Annotated in this window: 23 protein-coding genes and 1 riboswitch; of the genes, 8 read left to right on the forward strand and 15 right to left on the reverse strand. The window is 69.0% G+C overall.

Annotated features, from left to right (window positions below):
• Positions 1-3 precede the first annotated feature (3 nt).
• Complete coding sequence (locus AC1M14_RS02055) at positions 4-285, reverse strand: UxaA family hydrolase (RefSeq protein WP_102773270.1); 282 nt, start codon at positions 283-285, stop codon at positions 4-6.
• A 169-nt stretch (positions 286-454) separates the two neighbouring features.
• Between AC1M14_RS02055 and AC1M14_RS02060 the strand changes: the two genes are divergently transcribed.
• The 4 genes from AC1M14_RS02060 (at position 455) to AC1M14_RS02075 (ending at position 4,525) form a co-directional block, all read left to right on the forward strand.
• Positions 455-1,210 (forward strand): GntR family transcriptional regulator, encoded by a 756-nt coding sequence (locus AC1M14_RS02060; protein WP_102773271.1) that lies wholly within the window; start codon positions 455-457, stop codon positions 1,208-1,210.
• A 51-nt stretch (positions 1,211-1,261) separates the two neighbouring features.
• Positions 1,262-1,343: riboswitch (SAM riboswitch) on the forward strand.
• The gene (gene metX, locus AC1M14_RS02065; RefSeq protein WP_181390943.1) at positions 1,333-2,592 is read left to right on the forward strand and encodes a homoserine O-succinyltransferase MetX; all 1,260 of its coding nucleotides are present in this window, start codon (positions 1,333-1,335) and stop codon (positions 2,590-2,592) included. (Overlaps the previous riboswitch by 11 nt.)
• Positions 2,589-3,203: a methionine biosynthesis protein MetW gene (gene metW / locus AC1M14_RS02070; protein WP_102773272.1), complete on the forward strand. Its 615-nt coding sequence runs from the start codon at positions 2,589-2,591 to the stop codon at positions 3,201-3,203. The genes metX and metW overlap by 4 nt, the downstream gene beginning before the upstream one ends.
• Positions 3,204-3,226: 23 nt before the next feature.
• Positions 3,227-4,525, forward strand: coding sequence for a muropeptide transporter (locus AC1M14_RS02075; RefSeq protein WP_247747564.1), 1,299 nt, complete (start codon positions 3,227-3,229; stop codon positions 4,523-4,525).
• A 49-nt stretch (positions 4,526-4,574) separates the two neighbouring features.
• Here AC1M14_RS02075 and AC1M14_RS02080 read toward each other — a convergent pair whose 3' ends face one another.
• Positions 4,575-5,444, reverse strand: coding sequence for a universal stress protein (locus AC1M14_RS02080; protein ID WP_102773273.1), 870 nt, complete (start codon positions 5,442-5,444; stop codon positions 4,575-4,577).
• 223 nt (positions 5,445-5,667) lie between these two features.
• Between AC1M14_RS02080 and AC1M14_RS02085 the strand changes: the two genes are divergently transcribed.
• The gene (locus AC1M14_RS02085) at positions 5,668-6,306 is read left to right on the forward strand and encodes a trimeric intracellular cation channel family protein (RefSeq protein WP_102773274.1); all 639 of its coding nucleotides are present in this window, start codon (positions 5,668-5,670) and stop codon (positions 6,304-6,306) included.
• A gap of 103 nt (positions 6,307-6,409) precedes the next feature.
• Positions 6,410-7,075, forward strand: coding sequence for a GntR family transcriptional regulator (locus AC1M14_RS02090; RefSeq protein ID WP_102773275.1), 666 nt, complete (start codon positions 6,410-6,412; stop codon positions 7,073-7,075).
• Here AC1M14_RS02090 and AC1M14_RS02095 read toward each other — a convergent pair.
• Genes AC1M14_RS02095 through AC1M14_RS02110 form a run of 4 tightly spaced genes read right to left on the reverse strand, consistent with a single transcriptional unit; the run spans position 7,051 to position 10,032 of the window.
• The gene (locus AC1M14_RS02095; RefSeq protein WP_111826060.1) at positions 7,051-7,842 is read right to left on the reverse strand and encodes a LamB/YcsF family protein; all 792 of its coding nucleotides are present in this window, start codon (positions 7,840-7,842) and stop codon (positions 7,051-7,053) included. The two genes, AC1M14_RS02090 and AC1M14_RS02095, sit on opposite strands and share 25 nt — an antisense overlap.
• Positions 7,843-7,855: 13 nt before the next feature.
• Positions 7,856-8,848: a 5-oxoprolinase subunit C family protein gene (locus AC1M14_RS02100; protein WP_479730868.1), complete on the reverse strand. Its 993-nt coding sequence runs from the start codon at positions 8,846-8,848 to the stop codon at positions 7,856-7,858.
• Positions 8,845-9,576 (reverse strand): 5-oxoprolinase subunit PxpB, encoded by a 732-nt coding sequence (gene pxpB / locus AC1M14_RS02105; protein WP_479730869.1) that lies wholly within the window; start codon positions 9,574-9,576, stop codon positions 8,845-8,847. Before pxpB ends, AC1M14_RS02100 begins: the two co-directional genes overlap by 4 nt.
• A gap of 24 nt (positions 9,577-9,600) precedes the next feature.
• Positions 9,601-10,032 carry a VOC family protein gene (locus AC1M14_RS02110; protein ID WP_102773279.1) on the reverse strand — a complete coding sequence of 144 codons (432 nt, stop codon included), beginning with the start codon at positions 10,030-10,032 and terminating at the stop codon, positions 9,601-9,603.
• Between the two features lie 107 nt (positions 10,033-10,139).
• Between AC1M14_RS02110 and AC1M14_RS02115 the strand changes: the two genes are divergently transcribed.
• Positions 10,140-11,063, forward strand: coding sequence for a LysR family transcriptional regulator (locus AC1M14_RS02115; RefSeq protein ID WP_111826339.1), 924 nt, complete (start codon positions 10,140-10,142; stop codon positions 11,061-11,063).
• Here AC1M14_RS02115 and serA read toward each other — a convergent pair.
• The 9 genes from serA to phoB all read right to left on the reverse strand — a co-directional run bounded on the left by serA (position 11,030) and on the right by phoB (position 20,243).
• Complete coding sequence (serA, locus tag AC1M14_RS02120; protein WP_102773281.1) at positions 11,030-12,229, reverse strand: phosphoglycerate dehydrogenase; 1,200 nt, start codon at positions 12,227-12,229, stop codon at positions 11,030-11,032. The two genes, AC1M14_RS02115 and serA, sit on opposite strands and share 34 nt — an antisense overlap.
• 119 nt (positions 12,230-12,348) lie before the next feature.
• A complete protein-coding gene (locus tag AC1M14_RS02125) occupies positions 12,349-12,807 on the reverse strand; it encodes a DUF411 domain-containing protein (protein WP_479730870.1) in 459 nt (152 codons plus the stop codon).
• Positions 12,808-12,838: 31 nt separating this feature from the next.
• Positions 12,839-13,774, reverse strand: coding sequence for a copper resistance protein B (locus AC1M14_RS02130; RefSeq protein ID WP_479730871.1), 936 nt, complete (start codon positions 13,772-13,774; stop codon positions 12,839-12,841).
• A 6-nt stretch (positions 13,775-13,780) separates the two neighbouring features.
• Positions 13,781-15,544: a copper resistance system multicopper oxidase gene (locus AC1M14_RS02135; protein ID WP_479730872.1), complete on the reverse strand. Its 1,764-nt coding sequence runs from the start codon at positions 15,542-15,544 to the stop codon at positions 13,781-13,783.
• 3 nt (positions 15,545-15,547) lie between these two features.
• Positions 15,548-16,039: a cupredoxin domain-containing protein gene (locus AC1M14_RS02140; RefSeq protein ID WP_479730873.1), complete on the reverse strand. Its 492-nt coding sequence runs from the start codon at positions 16,037-16,039 to the stop codon at positions 15,548-15,550.
• Between the two features lie 71 nt (positions 16,040-16,110).
• On the reverse strand, positions 16,111-17,508 hold the full coding sequence (locus tag AC1M14_RS02145) for a heavy metal sensor histidine kinase (protein WP_479730874.1): 1,398 nt from the start codon (positions 17,506-17,508) through the stop codon (positions 16,111-16,113).
• Entirely contained in the window at positions 17,505-18,179 is a 675-nt protein-coding gene (locus AC1M14_RS02150) for a heavy metal response regulator transcription factor (RefSeq protein WP_479730875.1), read from the reverse strand. Before AC1M14_RS02150 ends, AC1M14_RS02145 begins: the two co-directional genes overlap by 4 nt.
• A gap of 51 nt (positions 18,180-18,230) precedes the next feature.
• Positions 18,231-19,532, reverse strand: coding sequence for a phosphate regulon sensor histidine kinase PhoR (gene phoR, locus AC1M14_RS02155; RefSeq protein ID WP_102773288.1), 1,302 nt, complete (start codon positions 19,530-19,532; stop codon positions 18,231-18,233).
• 12 nt (positions 19,533-19,544) lie between these two features.
• Positions 19,545-20,243, reverse strand: a complete 699-nt coding sequence (gene phoB / locus AC1M14_RS02160; RefSeq protein WP_006227196.1) for a phosphate regulon transcriptional regulator PhoB — start codon at positions 20,241-20,243, stop codon at positions 19,545-19,547.
• A gap of 192 nt (positions 20,244-20,435) precedes the next feature.
• On the opposite strand from phoB, the gene ubiE reads away from it, so the two are divergent.
• The gene (gene ubiE / locus AC1M14_RS02165) at positions 20,436-21,212 is read left to right on the forward strand and encodes a bifunctional demethylmenaquinone methyltransferase/2-methoxy-6-polyprenyl-1,4-benzoquinol methylase UbiE (protein ID WP_102773289.1); all 777 of its coding nucleotides are present in this window, start codon (positions 20,436-20,438) and stop codon (positions 21,210-21,212) included.
• The last annotated feature ends 16 nt before the right edge of the window (positions 21,213-21,228 follow it).

Here is a 21,228-nt window from a genome sequence, read left to right on the forward strand (position 1 = left end):
GGCTTACCAGCGCTTGGTCTTGATGTTGTGCACGTGGGCGTGCTGCCCGGCCTGTATGGGCTGCACCACCCGGCCGATGTCGACGCCGTACTTGTAGACGGTGTCGCCGACGGCCATGTCCTTCATCGCCACCTTGTGGCCGATGGGTATGTCCTGCGAGGCGCGCACGTGGATGATCTTGTCCTCATCCATGATCCAGGCGTTCAGTTCCGTTCCGGCGGTGACGCCTTCCACCACGGCGACCGCCACCGTGTCCTTCGCATCGTGCAATACGGCGTGAATCATTGTCTTCCTCCTGGCTGGGACGCCGGCCGGACGCGGCAGGCGCTACGGTCAGGAGATCTTATGGCCGCAATTTCTCTAAGTCAACTAAATCATATATATGAATTGTATGACTTGAGCCGGCTTCGTCCGCGCCGCTACACTGTGGCCTCCCGGTTATTGCGATGCACCCATGAATATCAGCCTGTCATCGACCGTGCCCCTCGGCAGTCCCCTGTATGCGCAGGTCAAGCAGGCCGTGCTGGCCGCGCTGGCCCAGGGCGAGTGGAAGCAGGGCGAGGCCATCCCGCCCGAGAAGCAGCTGGCCGAGCGCTTCGGCGTGTCCATCGGCACCTTGCGCAAAGCCATCGACGACCTGGCCGCCGAAAACATCCTGGTGCGCCACCAGGGCCGCGGCACCTATGTGGCCGTGCATACCCGCAACCATCATTTCTTCAAGTTCTTCCGCATCGTGCGCCAGGACGGGAACAAGTCCTATCCCAGCACCGAGCTGCTGCGTTTCCGCCGCCAGCGGGCCTCGGCCATCGCGCGCGAGAAGCTGAACCTGCCGGCGGGCGCGATGGTGTTCGAGTTCACCAACCTGCTGTCGCTCAACGGCGAAGTCGTGATGATGGACGAGCTGTGCCTGCCGGAGTCCTGCTTTCCCGGCATGACCGAAGCGCACCTGCGCGAGCGCTCAAGCACCCTCTACGCGCTGTACCAGGACGTGTTCGGCGTGAACGTGATCGCCACCGACGAGCGCCTGCGCACCTGCCTGGCAGAACGCGCGCAGGCGCGGGCGCTGGGCGTGGCCGAGGGCAGCCCCTTGCTGGAGATCCGCCGCGTCGCGTTTTCGTACAAGCGCCAGCCCGTCGAGTGGCGGATCTCGCGCGTCAATACCGAACGCTACGAGTACCTGGGACAGGAGCCCTGGGGGGAAGGGGTCTGAGGCCTGTTGCTGCCGCGCGCGCCAGCAGTGCTAGAATTCCTGCCGCAGTATTCAATTTTCGGCGCCGATTTGCCTGATCCGCTTGCGGGCGCCTTCCAATAAATCCAGCTAAAGAGGTCCGTATGACCACTCCTGCCCAGAATTTGGCCGGTGATTCGGCCAGCGGGTTCGTCCCCGCCGCCATCACGACCGCCGCCGCCGCAGATCCCGGCTCCGTCGGTCTCGTCGCTCCCACTTTCATACGCTTCGATGAGCCGCTGCCGCTGTCCAGCGGCCAGTCGCTGGCCGCCTACGAGCTGGCGGTGGAGACCTACGGCACGCTCAACGCGCAGCGCAGCAACGCCGTGCTCATCTGCCATGCACTGAACGCCTCGCATCACGTGGCCGGCCAGGCGGCCGACAATCCCTCCGACGTGGGCTGGTGGGACAACATGGTCGGACCGGGCAAGCCGGTGGACACCGACGTGTTTTTCGTGATCGGCGTCAACAACCTGGGCTCGTGCTTCGGCTCGACCGGCCCGGCCAGCATCAACCCGGAGACCGGCAAGCCCTGGGGCGCGGCCTTTCCCATGCTGACCGTGGAAGACTGGGTGCGGGCGCAGGCGCGGGTGGCGGACCACTTCGGCATCGAACGCTTCGCCGCCGTGATGGGCGGATCGCTGGGCGGCATGCAGGCGCTGAGCTGGGCCATCACGCTGCCCGAGCGGGTCGCCAACTGCGTGGTCATCGCCAGCACGCCGCGGCTGTCGGCGCAGAACATCGGCTTCAACGAAGTGGCGCGCCGCGCCATCATCACCGATCCCGACTTCCACGGCGGCGACTATTACGCGCAGCAGACGGTGCCGCGCCGCGGCCTGTCGGTGGCGCGCATGATCGGCCACATCACCTATCTGTCCGACGACGACATGGCCGAGAAGTTCGGCCGCGCCCAGCGCGCCCCGGCCGAGAACGGCGCCTACCGCTACGGCTACGACGTCGAGTTCGAGGTGGAGTCGTACCTGCGCTACCAGGGCGAGAAATTCACCCGCTACTTCGACGCCAACACCTATCTGCTGATCACCCGCGCGCTGGATTATTTCGATCCGGCCCGCAACGCCGGCGGCGACCTGGCGCGCGCGCTGGCGCCGGCGCAGGCCGATTTCCTGCTGGTGTCGTTCTCGACCGACTGGCGCTTTCCGCCGGAGCGCTCGCGCGAAATCGTGCGCGCGCTGCTGAAGAACGGCAGCCCCGTGACCTACGCCGAGATCGACGCGCCGCACGGCCACGACGCCTTCCTGCTGGAAGACGCCCGCTACCATGCCGTGGTCCGCGGCTATTACGAACGCATCGCGCGCGAGCTGGACCTGGGCGCCGCGCGCCCGAACCAAGGACGTTCCGAATGAGCCCCGTGACTCCCCGCCCCGCGCCCGGCGCCCTGCGGCCCGACCTGGCGCGCATCGCGAGCTGGATCCAGCCCGGCAGCCGCGTGCTGGACCTGGGCTGCGGCGACGGCGCGCTGCTGGCGCACCTGCGCGACCACCGCCAGGTGCGCGGCGCGGGCGTGGAGCTGGACGACAACTGCGTCATCGCCTGCGTGCGGCGCGGCGTGGAAGTGATCCAGCAGAACCTGGAAGACGGCCTGGCCCTGTTCGACGACAAGCAGTTCGACACGGTGGTGCTGTCGCAGACCCTGCAGTCCATGCACCGCACCCAGCACATCCTGCGCGAGATGGCGCGGGTGGCGCGCTACGGCGTGGTGTCGTTTCCCAACTTCGGCTACTGGCCGCACGGCTGGTCCATCCTGCGCGGCCGCATGCCGGTCACCGGCCAGATGCCGTACCAGTGGTACAACACGCCCAACATCCACCTGTGCACGCTGCGCGACTTCGAGCAGCTGGCCGGCGAACTGCGCCTGGACATCCTGGAGCGCGCCACCTTCAACGAAGGCCGCGAGATCAAGCTGCTGCCGGGCTGGCGCAGCACGCTGGCGGTGTACCGTTTCGCCTCGCCCTGACGCTGCGGCCCGCAGGCCCTAAAATGCCGCAAGCCGCCGGCCTCCAGCGCCGGGCCGGCGCGTTACCGGAGACCGTCATTACCGCTGCATCCAACGTCTACACCAGTCCCCGCGTGGCCCCTTTGCTGGTCCTGGGCTTCGCCAGCGGATTGCCGCTGGCCCTGACCAGCGGCACCTTGCAGGCCTGGGCCACGGTGGAAGGCGTGCCGCTGCAGCAGATCGGTTTCCTGACCCTGGTGGGCACGGCCTACACCCTCAAGTTCCTGTGGGCCCCGTTCGTGGACCGCTACGTCCCGCCCCTGCTGGGCCGGCGCCGCGGCTGGATGCTGGTGACCCAGCTGCTGCTGGCCGCCGCCATCATGGCGATGGGCGCGCTGTCGCCGTCCTCGGCGCTGCAGCCGCTGGCGCTGCTGGCGGTGCTGGTGGCGTTCCTGTCGGCCACCCAGGACATCGCTTTCGACGCCTATTGCACCGACGTGCTGCGCAAGGAAGAGCGCGGCGCGGGCGCGGCCATCAAGGTCATGGGCTACCGGCTGGCCATGATCGTGTCGGGCGGGCTGGCGCTGATCCTGGCCGACCAGTGGATAGGCTGGGGCTACACCTACATGCTGATGGGCGGGCTGATGCTGCTGTGCGCGCTGGCCACGCTGTGGGCGCCCGAGCCCGAACACGTCGCCACCGCGCCGCGCAGCCTGCGCGAGGCGGTGGGCGAGCCGCTGCGCGAATTCTTCACGCGCCGCGGGGCGCTGGCGGTGCTGCTGCTGATCGTGCTGTACAAGCTGGGCGATGCGTTCGCCGGCGCGCTGTCCACCACCTTCCTGATCCGCGGCGCGGGCTTCAGCCCGACCGAGGTGGGCACCGTGAACAAGGTGCTGGGGCTGGCCGCCACCATCGTCGGCGCGCTGGCCGGCGGTTCGCTCATGTCGCGCTGGGGCCTGTACCGCTCGCTGATGGCCTTCGGGCTGCTGCAGGCGGTGTCGAACCTGGCGTACTGGATGATCGCCGTCAGCCCCAAAAGCATCTGGCTCATGGCCACGGCGGTGGGCATAGAGAACCTGTGCGGCGGCCTGGGCACGGCGTCCTTCGTCGGCCTGCTGATGGCGCTGTGCCGCCAGCGCTTTTCGGCGACCCAGTTCGCCCTGCTGTCGGCGCTGTCGGCGGTGGGCCGCACCTACCTGGCCGGCCCCCTTACGCCGCCCCTGGTCGACAGCCTGGGCTGGCCCGGCTTCTTCCTGCTGACGGTGCTGATCGCATTGCCCGGCCTGGTGCTGCTGCACATGCTGCGCGGGACGATAGAGACGATGGAGAAGAACGGGGCGTGACCGGGCGATGCGCACGGCGCGGGATTGCCGCGCCGTGCCCGTTTTCCGCTTATTCCGCGCCCGTCAGCCTGACGATCAGCACGTCGCTGGGCAGCGATTCGAGCAGCCGTTCGGCCACGCTGCCGATCGCGGTGCGCAGGATGCCGGTGCGGCCGTGGGTGCCCGTGACCACCAGGTCGGAGCGGTGGTTGAACGAGTATTCCGACAGCACGGTCTCCGGCTGGCCGCATTCCAGCACCACCTTGGGCGCGGCGACGCCGGCCAGTTCGGGCGTGGCGGCGGTGAATTCGCGCGCGCTCTGCTCGGCGGCCTTGTAGAAGTTGCGCGTGACGGCCTCGTCGGGCACGTTCTTGCCCTGGAACGGCACGTCATAGGCGTGGAACAGCGTCAGGTCGGCGTTGGGCACCAGCTGCAGCGCGGCGCGCAGGGCCTGGCGCGAGCCGTCGGAGAAGTCGGTGGCCACCAGCACGTCGCGGTAGGGGCGGCGCGGGCGGGTCTTGACCACCAGCACCGGGTGGCGCGCCTGGCGGGCCAGCTTTTCGACGGTGGTTCCCAGCAGCAGCCGGCCCAGGGTTTCGTCGCGCGCGATGCCGGTGACGATCAGCGAACAGCCGTAGCTGTCGGCGGTTTCCATGATGCGCGCCAGCGGATCGCCGTTGGTCACCACCACTTCGGTCGGCACTTCGGCGGCCGCCAGGTCTTCGGCCAGCTCGCGCTCGGCCAGGGCCTTGTGGTCCGACGTGTGGCGGCGCCACACGGGCGTGGTCAGGCGCGCGGACGTCGCATGCGACTCCATGACGTGCAGGACGATGAGCTTGGTGCCGAGTTCCTTGGCCAGCTGCAACGCGCGGTCCAGGGCGCGGTCGCCACGGGCGCTCAGGTCGGTTGCCAGCAGGATGGGGCCGATTTGCTGTGTCATTATCTTCTCTCCCGGGTGTGGCCGGGCCGACGGTACCCGCGTCCGTGCGTCCCTGCCGTTACTGCCCTTGCGGGCACATCCCCATTGTCCCGTTGCTAGGCGGGGCGGGGTTTGACCGATATCAACGCATCTTCCAGCGTAAGGGATGGCGCACATCCAGGCAATGGCGGCCCGCCGCGCGGCGGCTCAATACAATGTGGGCTGTCCTCCTTTCGTCCTCCCCATGTTTTCCGAACTCTCGCCCGTCCTGCTGCATACGCTGTATCTCGTCGCCATCGTGGCCGAAGCCATGACCGCGGCCCTGTCCGCCGGCCGGCGCGACATGGACTGGATGGGCGTGTGCATCATCGCCTGCGTGACCGCGCTGGGCGGTGGCTCGCTGCGCGACGTGCTGCTGGGCCATTACCCGCTGACCTGGGTGATCCACCCCGAATACCTGTGGATGACGGGCGGGGCGGCCATCGTCACGGCATTGATCGCGCCGGTCATGCGGCGCCTGCGCAGCCTGTTCCTGCTGGCCGACGCCCTCGGCCTGGTGGCGTTCACCGTCATCGGCTGCCAGGTGGCGCAGCTCATGCAGCTGCCGATCACGGTGGTGCTCATCAGCGGCATGATCACCGGCTGCGCCGGCGGGGTGCTGCGCGACGTGCTGTGCAACGAGGTGCCGCTGCTGTTTCGCAAGGAGCTCTACGCCAGCGTGTCGGTGGTGACGGGCGGGCTGTACCTGGGCGGGCAGGCGCTGGGCCTGTCGGCCAACGCCGCCGTGCCCATCGCGCTGGCCGCCGGCCTGGCGGTGCGCCTGCTGGCGCTGCGGTTCAACTGGCAGATGCCGAAATTCGTCTATCGCGACGATTGGGATTGAACGCCGGCCGCGAACGCAACCAAGTTCTTATTTGTGTTTCAAGAAACTTCTAGTATCGTCCCCTCCGTCGCATACCAGGCATCAAGCCGCAAAGGGGAGCCGATTGGACGTCAAAGCGCCCGCCACGATTCCGTATTTCCTGCAGGAACAGATCCGTGAACTGATCGTGGACGGAACCATCCGTCCCGGCCAGCCGCTGCGGGAACAGGAACTCGAGCAACGCTTCGGCACCAGCCGCAGCCCGATCCGCGAGGCGCTGCGCCTGCTGGAGGTCAGCGGCCTGGTCACCCACGTCCAGCGCAAGGGCTTCAGGGTCACGCTGTACACCGAAACCCAGATCCGCCACCTGTACCTGCTGCGCGCCGAGCTGGAGGCCTACAGCCTGCGCCAGGCGGCCGGGGCCGAGGACCTGTCGCCGCTGGTGGCCGAACTCCGCCGCCACCACGGCGCGATCGCCGAGGCCCAGGCCGGCGGCCAGGTGCGCGCCTGCATCGCCGCGGCCTGCGAGTTCTACCTGGCCGCGGCCCGCAGCACCGGCAACACGCCGCTGGCGGGCATGCTGAGCAAGCTGTATGAACAGGTCGAGCCGCTGCGCTACCTGCTGGCCCGGCGGGAAATGGCCTCCAGCGCCATTGCGTCCTGCACCCGCGCCATCATCGACGCGATGGCCGGGCGCGACGTCGAACGCATGACCGGGCTGGCGCGCGGCTACCTGGCCGACGTGCTGTCGCCCGTGATCGAGGCCTACCGCGAAGTCGCGCGCGCCTGAGGGCGCGGCGGCGGGGTGCGCACCTCGATGCCGGCCGCCTCCAGGGCCTGGCGGATGCCGCTGGCGAACACCAGGGCGTTGGGCTGGTCGCCGTGGATACAGAGGGTGTCGGCCTGCACGGGCACGTCCTTGCCGCCGACCGAGCGCACCTTGCCTTCGCGCACCATGCGCACCACCTGCGCCACCGCCTGGTCCACGTCCTCGATCATGGCGCCGGCGCGCGTGCGCGGCGTGAGCGAGCCGTCGTCCTGGTAGCTGCGGTCGGCGAAGACCTCGCTGGCCGCCGCCAGGCCGATGTCGCGGGCCGCCTCGATCAGCCTGCTGCCGGCCAGCCCGTACAGGATCAGCGTGGCGTCCACGTCCTTGACCGCCTGGCAGATGGCGCGCGCCAGGTGTTCGTCCTTGGCCGCCATGTTGTAGAGGGCGCCGTGCGCCTTGACGTGATGCAGCCGCGCGCCTTGCGAGGCGGCCACGCCGGCCAGCGCGCCGATCTGGTAGACCACGATGTCGTAGGCCTCGTCGGGGCTGATCTGCATGGCGCGGCGCCCGAAGCCCGCCAGGTCCTGCAGGCTGGGATGCGCGCCCAGCGCCACGCCCTGCTTGAGGGCGGCGGCCACGGTTTTGCGCATGGTGGCCGGGTCGCCGCCATGGAAGCCGCAGGCGATATTGGCGGAGCTGACGTATTGCAGCACCGCCGCGTCGTTGCCCATGGTCCAGGCGCCATAGCTTTCGCCCATGTCGCAGTTCATGTCGATGCGGGTGGTCATAGCGGTTTCCTTTCTAGGCGAGGAGTGCGCGCAGCGGCGCCAGCGTGTCCTGCAATTGCGCGAAGGCGCGCTCGCGCTCGCCGTCCAGGCGCTGCGCGGCCTCCAGTTCGATGGGCTGGAAGCGCAGCGTCTGCCCGGGCGCGGCCTGCGCCAGGATGGGCAGGTCCACCGTGGCGATCTGCGCGATCTTGGGATAGCCGCCGGTGGTCTGGCGGTCGGCCATGAGGATGATGGCCTCGCCGCCCGAGGGCACCTGCACGGTGCCGAAGCAGGCGGCCTCCGACAGCATCTGGCGCGGCTCGCTCATGGACAGCGCGGGGCCCAGCAGCCGGTAGCCCATGCGGTCGGATTGCGGGCTGATGCGGAATTCGGCCTCGGCGAAGGCCCGGCGGGACGCTTCCGAGAACTCGTGCCAGTGCATGCCCGGCAAAAAGCGCACGGCGCTGCGGCGCGGCGCGCCCAGCGCGGACGGCAGGTACACGCGCAGCTGCCACAGCGCATCCTGCAACGCGTCCATGTCGCGTCCGCCGTCCAGCGGCTTGCGCAGCGGCAGCTGGTCGCCCCTGGCCAGCGCGCGGCCATGAAAGCCGCCGAAGCCGCTGCGCAGATAAGTGCTTTCGCTGCCCATGACCGGCTCCAGCGCGAAGCCGCCATGCACCGCCAGATAGCCGCGCACGCCCACGGCCGGGCGGGCGCCGAAGGCCAGCGTGTCGCCGGCCTGCGCGACCAGCGGGCGGTGCACCGGCAGTTCGCGGCCATTGAGCGTGGCGCCCAGGTCGGCGCCAGCCAGCGCGAAGCAGGCCGGCGCGTCGAACCGCAGGGTCGGGCCGGTCAGCGTCATTTCCAGGGTGGCCGGGTCGCCGGCGTTGCCGGCCAGCGCGTTGGCCAGCCGGTGGGCGCGCTCGTCCATGGCGCCGGCGGCCGGAATGCCCTGATGCTGGTAGCCCTCGCGGCCGCGGTCCTGGAAGCTCGACAGCATGCCGGGCTTGATGACGGTCAGGCTCATCGTCCGGCCTCCCGGATGCGGTCGAACTCGTCGGGGCCGATGGGCACGAAGCGCACGGAATCGCCGGGCTGCAGCAGGGCGGCCGGCTCGCGGGCCGGATCGAACATGGTCAGCGGCGTGGCGCCGATGATGTTCCAGCCGCCGGGCAGGCGGTTCGGGTAGATCACGGTCTGGCGGTTGGCCACCGCCACCGCGCCCATCGGCACGGCGGTGCGCGGCGAGGGACGGCGGGGAATGTTCAGTTTTTCGTCGTGCACGCCCAGGTAGGCGTGGCCGGGCGCGAACCCCAGCATGAACACCATGCTGCGCGGCTGGCTGTGCAGCGCGATCACGTCTTCGGGCGTGAGGCCGGCGGCGCGCGCCACGTCGTCCAGGTCGGGGCCGTGCTCGCCACCGTAGCAGACGGGAATGTCGACTTCGCGCCCGCCCGAGGCGTCGACGCTTATGCCGGCCTCCAGCAACTGGCCGATGCGCTCGGCCAGCTGGGCGTACAAGGGGTTGCCCCGGGCGTCAGGCCGGTAATGCACCGCCACCGCGACGAAGGAGGGCACCACGTCGGTCACGCCGGGCAGCCGCGCCTCGCGCAGCCGGGCGGCCGCGGCCAGACAGGTGCGGCCGATCGACGCATCGATGCGGTCGCCGAAGGAAACGATCAGGCAGCGGTCGCCCTGGGGCAGGATGCGCCAGGCGGTTTCGGCCGAAGAAGGGGGTTCTGATAGTACGTTCAACGACACGAAACCTGTAGGAACGGATTACTTGGCGAACAACGAATCCATGTTCTTGAACGCCTTGAACTCCAGCGCGTTGCCCGACGGGTCCAGGAAGAACATGGTGGCCTGCTCGCCGACCTCGCCCTTGAAGCGGATGTAGGGCTCGATGACGAATTCGGTGCCCGCGTCGGTCAGGCGCTTGGCCATGGCTTCCCATTGTTCCATGGAAAGCACGGCGCCGAAATGGCGCACCGGCACATTATGCGAGTCTACGGCGCTGGTGGCATGGTGGCCGCATTCGCCGGGCGCGAGGTGGGCCACGATCTGATGGCCGTAGAAGTTGAAATCGACCCATTCGGGCGAGCTGCGGCCCTCGGGACAGCCCAGTTTTTCGCCATAGAAGGCGCGGGCTTCGGCCAGGTCGCGGACCGGGAAGGCCAGATGGAACGGCGGCAGTTGGGTTTGAGCGGTCATGTGGGGCTCCGGAAGCGGTGAGGAAGAATTGCCAGGGCCTATTTTATTGATTGTTTTTTTGATCCAAAAACGATATTTTTTGTGCCTTAGCATCGAAAAAATTGATTGTGATCAAAGAGTTCAAGACCTTTATCGCGGTGGCCCGGGACGGCACTTTCACCGGCGCGGGGGCGCAGCTGGGCCTGACCCAGTCGGCGGTCAGCGCCCAGATCAAGCGCCTGGAGGAATACCTGGGCGTGACGCTGTTCGAGCGCAGCGCGCGGGCGGCGGCGCTCAACGCCCACGGCCGCGAGATGCTGCCGCAGGCCGAGGAGCTCGTGGCCATGGCCGAGCGCATGGTGACCACGGCCGGCGCCGGCCACGTCAGCGGATCGCTGCGCATCGGCGCCATCGCCTCGGTGCAGCAGGACCTGCTGGTGCGCGCGCTGGGACGGTTTCGGGCCGTCTATCCCGACGTGCGCGTGCGGGTGGTGCCGGGCGTGTCGCTGGCGCTGCTGGGCCAGGTGGACGCGGGCGAGGTGGACATGGCCATGCTGATCCGCCCGCCCTTCGCCCTGCCGCCGGAGCTGGGCTGGCAGCCGCTGATGCGCGAGCCGGTCATGCTGGCCGTGCCCGCGGCCCTGCCGGACGCGCCGTGGCGCGAGCTGCTGGCGAGCCAGCCCTTCATCCGCTATGACCGGGCTTCGTTCGGCGGCCGGGCCGTGGACGTGTTCCTGAAGAAGCACCGCATCACGGTGCATGACGCCGTGGAGCTGGACGAAGTCGACGCCATCGCCAACATGGTGCGCCACGGCCTGGGCGTGGCGCTTCTGCCGCGCCTGCGGCGGCTGGACATGACCGGCCTGCGGCTGCTGCCGCTGGGCGAGACGCCGCTATGGCGCGAGATCGGCCTGATCGGCCGCCTGCCGTTCGAAGCCGGCGGGGTGCGCGAGAAGATGGCGGAGTGCCTGGCGAGCGCCGCCAACGAGGCGCCGCCGGCCGACGGATTACGCGCGTTTCACAACCTGTCGCAACGCACCGTGATGGGATGATCGCGCAGCGTCGTCATCACGATGTCGTCGACCTGGCCGTCGACGTCGGTGATGACGTAGCCGATCTGGCCCTTGGTCTGCAGGGTCTGGCTGACGATGTTCAGGCCGTGCTGCGCCATCAGGTTGTCGAGCGTGCCGAGCGCGCCCGGGGCGTTGCGGTGCACGTGCAGGATGCGCGTGCCGCCGGCCGGCTCCAGGTAGGGCAGTTCGGGGAAGTTGACCGCGCCCTTGGTGGTGCCCGCCTGCAGGAAGCGCACCAGTTTTTCGGCGACTTCGCGGCCGATGTTTTCCTGGGATTCCTGCGTGCTGCCGCCGATGTGCGGGGTCAGGATGACGTTGGGCATGCCGATCAGCGGGCTGGCCAGCGGTTCGTCCGGACCCTTGGGCTCGGTGGGGAACACGTCCAGCGCCGCGCCGGCCAGGTGGCCGGACTTGAGGGCCTCGTGCAGGGCCTGGATGTCGACCACCGTGCCGCGCGAGGCGTTGATCAGGATTGCGCCGCGCCGCATGCGCGCGATGGTCTGCGCGTTCATGATTTTTTCGGTCGACTTGCCGCCCGGCACATGCAGCGTGACGACGTCGGACTGCTCCAGCAGCTCGTCGAGCGAGCCGGCGGGGCGGGCGTTGCCCAGCGGCAGCTTGGCCTCGACGTCGTGGTAGACGACGCGCATGCCCAGGCTTTCGGCCAGCGTGCTGATCTGCGAGCCGATGTTGCCGTAGCCCACGATGCCCAGGGTCTTGCCGCGGGTCTCGAAGGCGCCGGCGGCGCTCTTGTCCCAGTGGCCCAGGTGCACGCGCGCGTTTTTCTCGGGGATGCGGCGCAGCAGCAGGATGGCTTCGCCCAGCACCAGCTCGGCGACCGAGCGGGTGTTGGAGAAGGGCGCGTTGAACACCGGCACGCCGCGCTGCATGGCGGCGTCCAGGTCGACCTGGTTGGTGCCGATGCAGAAGCAGCCCACGACGCGCAGGTCGGGGTTGTCGGACAGCAGGCCCGCGTCCAGGTGCGTGCGAGAACGGATCCCCGCCACCTGCGCGCCGCGCAGGGCGTCGCGCAGTTGCGCCGGCGGCAGTGCCGCGGCATGCGTGACGATGTCGGTGTAGCCGGCGGCCTCGAAGACGGCGCGGGCGCTGGGATGGATGTTCTCGAACAGGACGATTTGTGCCATGACTGCCTGGGGGGTAGGGGTGGAACGAATGCGTTTCACCTATTGTGGCGCATTTTTGCTGCAGTGCAAGGAGTAGCCACAGGCACGTTGTGGCTGCTCCCGTCCCCCCGGCCAGGACGCTAGCGGTAGGCCTGGAACACCTGGGCGCCGCCGCGCTTGTCGACCAGCAGCACGTCGTGCGGCGTCTTGCGTCCGCCGTACTCGGGGCCGTCCATGCCGGGCGAGCCCAGCGGCATGCCCGGGGCGGCCAGGCCGGCCGCCTCGGGCTTTTCCAGCAGCAGCCGGCGCACGTCGCTGGCGGGCACGTGGCCTTCGATGGCGTAGCCGCCCACGGAGGCCGTGTGGCAGGAGCCGTAGTCGGCCATGCCGGCGTTGCGGCGGATGGGGCCGGTGTCCTGCACGTCGTGCGCGATCACCTCGAAGCCGTTGTCGCGCATGTGCTTGACCCAGTCTTCGCAACAGCCGCAGGTGGGGGTCTTCCACACTTCGACCTTGGTGGGGGCCTCGGCGTAGGCGTAGGGGGGCACGCTCAGGACGGCGGCAAGCGCCAGGCGGCGCGCAAGTCGGGAAACGTTCATGATGCTCCGTACGGAAATGTGGACATGGGGCTCAGAACCAGAACCGCACGCCCGCGATGACGGCGGTCTGCGACCGGCTGGCGCCGGCCTCGGACGCGTAGCTGGCGGTCTGGCCGAACTTACGTTCGAAGGATACGCCAATATAGGGCGCGAACTCGCGCGTGATTTCGTAGCGCAGCCGCAGCGACAGCGCGCCTTCGGCCAGGCCCGAGCCGATGCCGCGGTCCGGGTCGTCCTTGCCGTAGAAGCTGGCTTCCAGCTCCGGCGTGAAGATCAGGCGCTGCGTCAGCAGCAGGTCGTATTCGGCCTTGAGCGCCAAAGCGGTGCGGCCGGACGAGCCCACGTAGCCGGTGGCGTCCAGTTCGATGTTGTAGGGCAACAGGCCCTCGATGCCGATGGCGGCCCAGTTGCGCTTGGGGCCCGTGCCGATGTCGCGGCGCGCGCCCAGCTGCAGGTCCCAGAAGGGCGAGACGGCATGGCTCCAGAAGGCCTCGACCTTGCCGCTCGATCCGCCGCCGTTCTCGGCCTCGCCCTCGCTCTTGATGAGCAGGCGGTCGGTGGCCGAGCCGAACCAGAAGCGTCCGTCCCATTCCCGGGCGTACTCGCCGTCGCGGTTGCGGGACACGCCGAACTTGTCGAACAGGACCTGCCATGTCGCGGTGCTGTCCATCATGTGCGCATGGATGCCGTAGCTGTCGTAGCTGCGCTCGCCGGCGCCGTCGCTGGAAGGCAGGCTGCCGACCGGCGGCGCGGCCGGGGCGTCGCTCATCGAACCGTGGTCCATGCCGGGCATGGAACCGTGGTCCATCGGCGCGGGCGCGCTGCCGTGGTTCATCGAGCCGTGATCCATGCCGGGCATGGAGCCGTGATCCATCGCGGCGGGCTGGGCCCATGCCGCGGGGGCGGCAAGCGCTGCGGCCAGCGCGCAGGCGCGCAGGCCGCGGGTGTGGCGATTCATCGGTTTCATCGTCGTTTACTCCACCACGACCGCTCTGAACATGCCGGCCTCCATGTGATACAGCAGGTGGCAGTGGTAGGCCCAGTTGCCGCGCGCATCGGCGCTGACGCGGTAGCTCAGCCGCTGCGCCGGGTTGAGGGAAATGGTGTGCTTGCGCACCTGGAAAGCGCCGTCGGGCGATTCCAGGTCGCTCCACAGCCCGTGCAGGTGGATGGGGTGCGTCATCATCGTGTCGTTGACCAGCACGAAGCGCACGCGCTCGCCGTAGCGCAGCACGATGGGCTTGGCGTCCGTGTACTTCACGCCGTTGAACGACCACATGTAGCGTTCCATGGTGCCGGTCAGGTGCAGCTCGATCTCGCGCGACGGCGGCCGGTTGTCCGGCGGCTCGCGCATGGAGCGCAGGTCGGCGTAGGTCAGCACGCGCCGGCCGTTGTCGCGCAGGCCCACGCCGGGATCGTCCAGCCGGGTCGAGACCACGTCGGGCAGCATCGAATTGCTCACGCCGCGCTCGGTGGGATAGGGGTGCTTGACCTCGATCATGCCGCCCTGGCCGGCGCCGGAACCGTGGCCGCCGTGGTCCATGCCCGGCATCGCGCCGTGGCCGCCCGCGCCGCTGCCGCCGCCCATGTCGTGGCCGCCGCCGCCCATGTCGTGCGCCATGCCCATGTCCATCATGCCCAGCAGCTGCACCCGGTCCAGCTCCGGAATCTCGGCCTGCATGCCGGCGCGCGGCGCCAGCGTGGCGCGCGCGTAGCCCGAACGGTCCATGGCCTGCGAGAAGATGGTGTAGGCGCGTTCGTCCCGCGGCTCGACGATGACGTCGTAGGTTTCGGCCACGCCGATGCGGAACTCGTCCACGTCCACCGGCCGCACGTCCTGGCCGTCGGCCGCGACCACCGTCATCTTCAGCCCCGGGATGCGGACGTCGAAGTACGTCATCGCCGAACCGTTGATGAAGCGCAGGCGGATGCGCTCGCCCGGCTTGAACAGGCCGGTCCAGTTGCCGGCCGGCGTCACGCCGTTGGTCAGGAAGGTGTAGGTGGCGCCGGACACGTCGGCCAGGTCCGACGGATTCATGCGCATCTGCTCCCACATCAGCCGCTCCGACAGCGCCGGGCCCCAGCCCTTGTCGCGGGCCTCGGCGCGCAGGCTTTCGACGCTGGGCTGGATGCGGTTGTAGTAGTCCGGCATGATCTTCAGCTTGTTGAACAGCCGCATCGGATCTTCATCCGTCCAGTCCGACAGCAGCACCGTGTAGTCGCGGTCGGAGGCGATCGGATCGGGCCGGCGCGGATCGATCACGATGGCGCCGTACAGGCCGGTCTGCTCCTGGAAGCCGGAGTGGCTGTGATACCAGTATGTGCCGCTCTGGCGCACCTGGAAGCGGTAGGTGAAGGTCTGGCCGGGGTCGATGCCGGGAAAGCTCAGGCCGGGCACGCCGTCCATTTCGGTGGGCAGCAATATGCCATGCCAGTGGATCGAGGTCTGTTCGCGCAGGCGGTTGGTGACGTGCAGGGTCACCGTGTCGCCTTCGCGCCAGCGCAGCAGCGGCGCCGGCACCTGGCCGTTGACGGTGGTGCCGACGCGCGCCGCGCCGGTGAAGTTGACCGGGGTTTCGCCGATCTCCAGGTGGAACTCGGTGCCGCGCAGCTCCGCGGCCGCCGCCGGGGCGGGGGTGGCCAGCGCCGCGCGCCAGTTGCCCAGCGCGGCCAGCGCGCCGCCGCCGGCCAGGCCCTGGACGAAACGGCGGCGGGAAAAAGGATGCGAATTCGTCATGGCTTACAGCACCGACACCGCGCCCTTCATGCCGGCACTGTAGTGGCCGGGCTCCAGGCAGCCGAAAGACACCGTGCCGGCTTTGTCGAAGCGCCACACGATCTGGCCGCTCTTGCCGCCTTCCAGCGACACGGCGTTGGCCTCTTCGTGGCGCATGCCGGGGTCTTTCATCATCATGTCGTAGTGCGCCTTCAGGTCGGCGTCGGAGCCCAGCACCAGCTCATGGCGGATGCGGCCGGAGTTGCGCACGTTCAGGCGCACGGTCTCGCCGGCCTTGACCTCGATGCGGGCCGGCGTGAAGCGCATGGCGTCGGACATGTCCACGTCGATGCTGCGGGTGACCTTGGCCGGATCGCCCGGCTTGCCGATGGGGGCGGAGGCGGCCGGCATGGCATGGCCGCCGTGGCCGCCGGCGGCATATGCGGCGCCCGCGCTGAGGGTCAGGGTCAGGGCCAGGACGGCGGCCCGGTGAGTACGGAGCAGAGTGCCTTTCACGCGTATCCTTGGTAGTGGGGACGGTGATGGCACTGTAGGAAAACGGCGGTGACCCGACTCTGTCGCCTTGATTACATTTTTGTAATGTTGGCCGCGGCATGCCCCACTGGGCCGCGCAGCGTGATGCCGATGACGGTGCGGCGCTCGTCCGAGGCGGCGTCCACTTCGCCGCCGTGCATGCGGGCGATGGCGCGCACGATCGCCAGGCCCAGCCCGTGGCCTTCGCTGCGCGGCGCGCGCGACTGCCCGGAGCGGAAGAAGCGGTCGAAGATGCGCGGCAGGTCGGCGGCGGGGATGGCCGGGCCGGGGTTGCGCACCTCGACCCGCACGCCGGCCGCCGACACCGAGCACGCCAGCACGATTTCGCCGCCGGCCGGGCAGGCCTTGATGGCGTTGGAGATCAGATTGGCCAGGGCCCGCCGCACCAGCCCCGGGTTGGCGGCGACGATGGCGTCGCCGGCGCAGCGCAGGTGCACGTCGTGCGCTTCCAGCATCGCTTCGTAGTATTCCGCCACGCGCCGCGCTTCGGCGGCCAGCGACACCGGCGCCAGGTCGGCCGCGCGCTCGCCGCGGTCGGCGCGCGCCAGGAACAGCATGTCGTTGACCAGGGTCTTCAGGTCTTCCAGTTCTTCCAGGTTGGATTCCAGCGCGTCGCGCAGCTCGCCCGCCTCGCGCGGCGAGGACAGCATGACCTGCGTGCCGTTGATGAGCGTGGCCAGCGGCGTGCGCAGTTCGTGCGCCACGTCGGCGTTGAAACCTTCCATCTGCTGGTAGGCCTCCTGCAGCCGTTCCAGGGTGCGGTTGAAGGAGCGCACCAGCTCGTGCAGTTCGCGGTCGGTGTCTTTCAGCGGCAGGCGGCGCGACAGATTGTCGGGCTGGATGCGGGCCGCCTGTTCGGACAGCCGGCGCGCCGGCGCCATGCTGCGGCGCACGGCCCAGGCCGCCAGCACCACGGTGGCGCCCACCCACAGCGCGCAGATCAGCACCAGCGCGGTGCCGTAGGCGTACAGGAACTGCGCGCTGGTGCGCGTGCTGACGGCCACGGTCAGCTGCGCGCCGGGCAGGATGCGGTCGTTGATGTCCACGCGCAGGCCGCGCATGCGTCCGCCATCCGGGGCCTGCAGCACCACCTGCCCGTCGGGCCGCGTCTCCAGCGTCTGCGGCGCGGCGCCGCCATAGACCACCTTGCCGCCGGCCTCCATGATCCAGATGCCCAGCTGGCCCTGGCCCGCGCGCATTTCGTCGAAGGCGGCGGCCAGGTCGGACAGGCCGCTGGCGCTGTTCTGCATGTCGATCAGATGGTTGATCAGCTCCAGCTTGCCGCTGACTTCGGTGATCTCCTGGCGTTCGACTTCGCGCTTGAGCGCCCAGAACAGCGTGGCGCCGGCCAGGCTGGAGACCAGCAGCGCGATGGCGCCCAGCAGCAGCGTCAGGCGCGCCTGCATCGAGCGCATGCGCAGCGGCCTCATGCTTGGCGCGATTCCAGCACGTAGCCCATGCCGCGCACCGTGTGCAGCAGTTTGGTGTCGTAGGGATCGTCCAGTTTGCCGCGCAGCCGCCGCACCGCCACGTCGATGACGTTGGTGTCGCTGTCGAAGTTCATGTCCCAGACCTGTTCGGCCAGCGTGGTGCGCGACAGCACCTGGCCCTGGCGGCGCATCAGCAGCGCCAGCAGGCTGAATTCCTTGGCCGTCAGGTCCAGCCGCCGTCCGGCGCGCTGGGCGCGGCGCCGGGCCAGATCCAGTTCCAGGTCGGCCAGGCGCAGCACGGTGGGTTCCTGCGAGCGGCCGCGGCGCAGCAGCGCCTGCACGCGCGCCAGCAGTTCGGAGAAGGCGAAGGGCTTGATCAGGTAGTCGTCGGCGCCGCCTTCGAGGCCGCGGACCCGGTCCTCGACCGCGTCGCGCGCCGTCAGCATCAGGATGGGGGTGTCCTTCTGGGCGCGCACGGCGGCCAGGATGCCGAAGCCGTCCACGCCGGGCAGCATCACGTCCAGCACGATCAGGTCGTAGGCGCCTTCCAGCGCCAGGTGCAGGCCGTTGACGCCGTCGCGGGCCAGGTCCACGACGTGGCTTTGCTCCGACAGCCCCTTCTTGAGGTAGTCGGCCAGTTTGGTTTCGTCTTCGATGACCAGGATGCGCATGGCCCGAAATGTACCACCGGCGAGGCCGGCCAGGCGCAGTCGGCGTAGCGGTCAGGCTTCGACGGCCACGCGGTCCGGCGGGAAGCGCAGCGCAAACACGCTGCCCTTGCCCTGTTCGCTGCTGATCAGCAGTTCGGCGTCGTGGCGCATGGCGATGTGCTTGGTGATCGCCAGGCCCAGGCCGGTGCCGCCGACGGCGCGCGAACGGCCGCGGTCCACGCGGTAGAAGCGCTCGGTCAGGCGCGGCAGATGGCGCGCCGGAATGCCGATGCCGGTGTCCTGCACGCTGTAGCGCGCGCCGCCGTCTTCTTCGCGTTCCCAGCGCACGGTGATGGCGCCGCCGTCCGGCGTGTAGCGCACGGCGTTGGTCAGCAGGTTGGACAGGGCCGAGGCCAGCTCGGTTTCCGCGCCCAGCACGTCCAGCGTTTCGTCCACGTGCCATTGCAGCACGTGGCGTCCGCCGGACAGGGCCTCGATCTGCTGGCGCGCCTTCTGCAGCAGGGTGCCGATGTTGACCGCGCGCGGCTCGGTGCCGGGCGAGGATTCCAGCGTGGACAGGGTCAGCAGGTCTTCGACGATGGCCTGCATGCGCTGGGCCTGCTCGTGCATCATGTCGACGTACTGCTCGCGCTGTTCGGCCGGCAGGGCCTCGGCGGGCAGGTCGCGCAGCGTTTCCAGAAAGCCCGCCAGCACCGTCAGCGGCGTGCGCAGTTCGTGCGAGACGTTGGCCACGAAATCGCGGCGCGTGGTTTCCAGGCGCTCGATCTGGGTGACGTCGCGGGTGATCAGCAGGCGCTGGTTGCTGGCGTAGGCCGTGAGCTGCATCATCATCAGCCGCTCCTGGCCGTTCTGGCCCAGGCGCACCAGGATGGGATCGGGCCACGAGGCGCGGTGCGCGTATTCGACGAATTCGGGCGCGCGCAGCAGGTTCAGCAGATTGTGGCCGCGGTCGGCCGGCAGGCGCAGGCCCAGGTGCTGGCGCGCCATGCGGTTGCACCAGTCGATCTGGAAATCTTCATTGAGCGTGACCGCGCCGTCGGGCAGCGCCTGGGCCGCGGCCAGCATGCCGTGCATGGTGTTGCGGGTTTCGGCCAGCTCGCGGGCGCGGGCCCGGGTGTAGCGGTACAGCGGCGCGAGGATGTCGTCCCACGGGCCGACCGAGGCGGGCGGGGCGGAGTCGGGGTTGTTGGCCCAGCGCGAAACCAGGTGCAGGCGCCAGCTGCGCCAGACCAGCATGGCGCACAGCGCCGCGCTGAACAGAATCCAGCCCGCCGGGTTGCCGATAAGCCATTGGGCGATAAACGCCGCGATCGCCCACAGGGCGATCAGGAAAAGGGTGCGCAGCCAGATCATCGTGCGGGAGTTTTACCGCGTCGGAAGCTGGGCAGTAAACCGGTAGCCGCTGCCGCGCACGGTTTCCACGTGCGCGTCGTGCCCGCTGGGTTCGAGCGCCTTGCGCAGGCGGCGGATGTGCACGTCGACCGTGCGTTCTTCCACGAACACGTGGTCGCCCCAGACCTGGTCCAGCAGTTGCGAGCGCGAGAACACGCGCTCGGGATGGGTCATGAAGAAATGCAGCAGGCGGAATTCGGTGGGGCCGATCTGCAGCGACTGGCTGTTGCCCGAGAGGCGGTGGGTGACCGGGTCGAGCTTGAGGCCGCCCACGTCGATCACGTCGTCGGTGAGCTGGGGCGCGCGGCGGCGCAGCACCGCCTTGATGCGGGCCATCAGCTCCTTGGGCGAGAAGGGCTTGGTGATGTAGTCGTCAGCGCCGGCTTCCAGGCCGTCGACCTTGTCCTGCTCGGAGCCCTTGGCCGTCAGCATGATGACCGGCACCGCGCGGGTGCGCTCGTCGTTGCGCAGCTTGCGCGCCATGGCCAGGCCCGAGGTGCCGGGCAGCATCCAGTCGAGCAGGATCAGGTCGGGGAGTTCGGCGCGGATCAGCGTCTGGGCCTGGTCGGCGTCGAAGGCACGCAGCACTTTGTGACCGGCGAAGGACAGGTTGACGGCGATCAGTTCCTGGATGGCGGGTTCGTCTTCGACGACGAGGATAGTGCTGGACATGGCGGATTGGGCACACTTCTGAGCGCCGGCGCGGCGCGAACATTGCGATAGTATGGCCGCAATATTTCAGGTATGTGACGAGCGCCGGCTGTCGGACCATTCCGAAGCCATTCCGCCTGCCGATCCGGCCGGCCCGGAAGGCGGAATCGGGGGCCAATAGGCTACCATTGGACGATATATCGGGAATTCACCATGCAAAACCCCTCCGAATCGCAACATTCCGCGGATTCCGCCTCGCCCTCCACCCATTTCGGCTTCCAATCGGTGCCGGAAAGCGAAAAAGCCCGCAAGGTGGCCGAAGTCTTCCATTCGGTCGCCCAGCGCTACGACGTCATGAACGATTTCATGTCGGCGGGCCTGCACCGGGTCTGGAAGGCCTTCACCATCGGCCGCGCCGCCATCCGGCCCGGCATGAAGGTGCTGGACATCGCCGGCGGCACCGGCGACCTGGCCAAGGCCTTCGCCAAACGCGCCGGCCCCACGGGCGAGGTCTGGCTCACCGACATCAACGATTCCATGCTGCGGGTGGGCCGCGACCGCCTGACCGACGCCGGCCTGCTGGTGCCCGCGGCCGTGTGCGACGCCGAGCGCCTGCCGTTTCCCTCGGGCTATTTCGACCGCGTCAGCGTGGCCTTCGGCCTGCGCAACATGACCCACAAGGACCGCGCCCTGGCCGAAATGACCCGGGTGCTCAAGCCGGGCGGCAAGCTGCTGGTGCTGGAATTCTCCCGCATCGCCAAGCCGCTGGCGCCGGCCTACGACTGGTATTCCTTCAATGTGCTGCCCTGGCTGGGCAAGACCATCGCCAAGGACGAGGCCAGCTACCGCTACCTGGCCGAATCGATCCGCATGCATCCCGACCAGGAAACCCTGGCCGACATGCTGCGCACGGCCGGCCTGGAACGGGTGCAGTACTTCAACCTGACGGCCGGCATCGCCGCCTTGCACGAAGGCGTGCGGCTGGGCTGATCTCCCCCTGCCGCCC

The sequence above is a fragment of the Achromobacter sp. SX5 genome (genome assembly GCF_056711425.1).